Here is a 3,668-nt window from a genome sequence, read left to right as displayed (position 1 = left end):
CACCCCACATCGACCCCACCCAAACACCCCAACGAAACCACCACCACACACCCCACCGAACATGACACCCTGCCCAAAACAGAAAACACCCCGGCCACCCCGGCACACCCCAGCCACCTGGCGCGCCCCCGGCCAACCTCCGCAGCCTCAGGCACCTCCGCGTCATCAGCCACCCGCATGCCTCGCCCAGCAACAAAACAACAGGACCCTCCGCAATCACGAAGGATCCTGTCACTCAGAACCGCTATCAATACCATGCTGGTCTACACTCAGGTGCCCCTACACGAACGCCGACTTCCCGGTAACCGCCCGGGCAACAATGAGGGAGTTGATCTCGTAGCTGCCCTCGTAGGTGTAGAGGATCTCGGCGTCGCCGAAGAGCTTCCCCATCTCGTAATCCGTGGTGATGCCGTTGCCGCCCAGCAGGGACCGGCCCATGGCCACGGAAGACCGGGCAAGGCGCGTCGTTGTGGCCTTGGCCATGGCGGCCTGCACCATTTCCAGTTTTCCCGCCTGTTGTATGCGGGCCAGCTCAACCATCAGGGACAAAGATGCGTGGGCGTTGCCCAGGATGTCCGCGAGTTGCTGCTGGACCAGCTGGAATCTGGCAAGCTCCTTGCCGAACTGCAGGCGTTCAAGAGCGTAGGAACGCGCGATGTCGAACGCCGCCAGTTGAATACCCGCAGCCTGCCAGCCCACCCACGCCCGGGAATCCCGCAACAGTTCATTGGCCCGGGAGAACTCGGTGGCGCCCGGAAGGAGATTCGAAGCGGGAACCCGGACTCCGTTCAGGGTGATGTCCGCGTTTTGCATGATCCGGAGACCGATTTTGTTCGAGATCTTGGTGGCCGCGTATCCGGCGCGGTCAGTCTCCACGATGAACCCCTTGATGTGGCCGTCAGCCTCATCCCGGGCCCACACCAAGGCGAAGTCCGCGATGGTTCCGGCTCCGATCCAGCGCTTGGCACCGTTGATGACCCATTCCCCGCCGTCGCGCCGCGCCGTCGTGGAAAGCCCTCCGGCGATGTCCGAGCCATGGTCGGGTTCGGTCAGGGCGAAAGCTCCCAACACGGAAAAGGCCTCAAGCCCGGGAAGCCAGCGTTGCTTCTGCTCGGGCGAACCCAGCTCATGGATCATGCCGACGATGAGCTCGTTGTGGATTCCGACCAGTGCGGACAAGGAGACGTCGGCCCGCGCAATCTCGGTGTACATGAGCCCTTTGAAGAGTGTGGACGAGCCATCGGTCTGCAGTCCTCCGAGCCCGAATTTCGCCATGTCGGCCAGCAGCCCGAACGGGAATTCCTCCCGGTTCCAGTATTCGATGCTGGCAGCCCTGACGCTTGCCTGAAGGAACTCCCGGACCTCCCGGTAGCGGGCCCGCTCCTCATCGGGAAGCAGGTCTACTACGTGCATCAAGTCTGCCTCCGGGTAGGGAGGGAGGGCATTTACGGGAGCGGCTCCATTCGTGGTGGATGCGGCTTTCTCGTCGAGCATGTGACCCCTTCGTCATGTCCGGCGCGGGCTCTTCCAAACCCTTGGATGTCCTAGTATATTGCAAGGTGATGTGGATCACTAGGTGGCAGAAATGCCTCTCCCAGACGCGGGCACATTGCCCCACGAAAGGCGGACTATGACAGTCACCGACGACTTCCGCGCGGCCCGGAACCGCCTTCTCGAGCTCCGCGAGGACTACAAGCAAGCGCACAGCGAGTTCCAGTGGCCCAGGTTCGAACACTTCAACTTCGCCCTCGATTGGTTCGACCAGCTCGCCCGGGACCCGGCACGCAAGGACCAACCCGCACTCGTGATCGTCGAACAGGACGGCAGCTCCACCCGCCGTACCTACCGGGAACTTTCACAGCGGTCCAACCAGCTCGCCAACTGGCTGCGCAGCCAAGGCGTCCAACGCGGCGACCATATGATCATCATGCTCGGCAACCAAGTGGAACTCTGGGAACTTATGCTGGCCGGCATCAAGCTCGGCATCGTCATGATCCCCACCACCACGCTCATGGGTCCCCGCGACTTGCAGGACCGCGTGGAGCGCGGCGGAGCCGCCTGGGTTGCGGTCGGCAGCGCTAGCATCGGTAAATTTGCCGCCGTCGAGGGTAACTACGCGCTTATGGAAATCGGCACGCAACGCACCGCTGCGGACGCCAGGCAGTACGCGGATTCGTACGACGCCGGTACCGACTTCACGCCCGACGCCCCCACCCGTGGGGACGAGACGCTGCTGCTGTACTTCACCTCCGGCACCACCTCCCGCGCCAAGCTCGTGGAACACACCCACACTTCCTACCCGGTGGGCCACCTGTCCACCATGTATTGGATCGGCGTCGAGCCCGGAGACGTGCACCTCAATGTCGCCTCACCGGGCTGGGCCAAGCACGCCTGGTCCAACGTCTTTACGCCGTGGATCGCGGAGGCATGCGTCTTCATCTACAACTACGAACGCTTCGACGCCTCGGCCCTCATGGCACAAATGGACCGCGAGGGTGTCACCAGCTTCTGCGCCCCTCCCACCGTGTGGCGGATGCTGATCCAGGCCGACCTCAAGCAGCTCAAGAACCCGCCCGGCAAGGTGGTGTCGGCAGGCGAGCCGCTCAATGCCGAGGTCATCGGCCAGGTGGAGGAAGCCTGGGGCGTCACCATCCGGGACGGCTTCGGCCAGACCGAAACCACGGTCCAGATCGCCAACACACCGGCCCAACCGGTGAAGATCGGCTCCATGGGGCGTCCGCTCCCCGGGTACGACGTGGTACTTGTGGACCCGTTCACGGGACAGGAAGCCAACGACGGCGAACTCTGCTTGCGCTTGGACCCCCGACCCGTGGGGCTCATGAAGGGCTACTTCGGCGACGAAGCGAAAACCGCGGAAGCCTTTCGGGACGGCTATTACCACACCGGCGACATGGCCAGCCGGGACGAGGCCGGTGTCATCACCTACGTCGGCAGGGACGACGATGTCTTCAAGTCCTCGGACTACCGGCTTTCACCCTTCGAGCTTGAAAGCGTCCTGATCGAGCACCCCGCAGTGGCGGAGGCCGCCGTCGTTCCGTCCCCTGACGCGGTCAAGTTGTCTGTCCCCAAGGCGTTCGTGGTCCTTGCTGCGGGTTACCAGCCGGGACCGGAGATCGCCGAAGATATCCTTCGGTACTGCCGCGAACACCTGGCACCGTTCAAGCGCATCCGGCGGCTCGAATTCGGCGAGCTGCCAAAAACCATCTCCGGCAAGATCCGCCGCGTGGAGTTGCGCGGCACGGAGGTGGCCAGGCATAGTGACGGTCCGCTCCCGGCAGGTCTTGGGGTTGAATACACGGAGGAAGAATTCCCGAACCTTAAAGATTGACCTCTCAAAGCCTGAAGGAGGCCCATGGGCAATCCACTCCCCCGCGACCCCATCGCCGACGCCCAACGCAACTGGGAACGGCACGGCTGGGGCGACGTCGCGGCGCCCATGGCGGCCATCACGGCCATCATGCGGACGCAGCAGATACTGCTCGCACGCATTGAGACGGTCCTCAAGCCCTTCGGCCTGACCTTCGCACGGTACGAACTACTGGCACTCCTCAGCTTCGCCCGCAGCGGCGCGCTGCCCATGAACAAAGCGAGAGCGCTGCTGCAGGTGCATCCCACGTCGGTGACAAACGCCGTCGACCGCTTGGAGA

Annotated in this window: 2 protein-coding genes and 1 pseudogene; 2 read left to right on the top strand and 1 reads right to left on the bottom strand. The window is 63.5% G+C overall.

Features of this window, described 5'->3' with window-relative positions:
- Positions 1 to 279 precede the first annotated feature (279 nt).
- On the bottom strand, positions 280 to 1,494 hold the full coding sequence (locus tag OCL88_RS19380) for an acyl-CoA dehydrogenase family protein (RefSeq protein WP_264963609.1): 1,215 nt from the start codon (positions 1,492 to 1,494) through the stop codon (positions 280 to 282).
- A gap of 136 nt (positions 1,495 to 1,630) precedes the next feature.
- Between OCL88_RS19380 and OCL88_RS19375 the strand changes: the two genes are divergently transcribed.
- Both OCL88_RS19375 and OCL88_RS19370 read left to right on the top strand, forming a co-directional pair.
- Positions 1,631 to 3,349, top strand: a complete 1,719-nt coding sequence (locus OCL88_RS19375) for an AMP-binding protein (protein WP_264963608.1) — start codon at positions 1,631 to 1,633, stop codon at positions 3,347 to 3,349.
- Positions 3,350 to 3,373: 24 nt separating this feature from the next.
- Positions 3,374 to 3,668, top strand: a pseudogene (locus OCL88_RS19370) (MarR family transcriptional regulator); the annotation flags it as partial.

It is taken from the genome of Paenarthrobacter sp. PAE-2 (assembly GCF_026013155.1).
GTDB classification, from domain to species: Bacteria; Actinomycetota; Actinomycetes; order Actinomycetales; family Micrococcaceae; genus Arthrobacter; species Arthrobacter ureafaciens.
Note: the sequence above shows the minus strand (reverse complement) of the source record. Positions and strands in the feature narration are given on the sequence as shown.

Bases quoted from the DNA above. Each gene is read 5' to 3' on its own strand.
- OCL88_RS19380 (WP_264963609.1), bottom strand. From the start codon at position 1,494: ATGCTCGACGAGAAAGCCGCATCCACCACGAATGGAGCCGCTCCCGTA.
- OCL88_RS19375 (WP_264963608.1), top strand. From the start codon at position 1,631: ATGACAGTCACCGACGACTTCCGCGCGGCCCGGAACCGCCTTCTCGAG.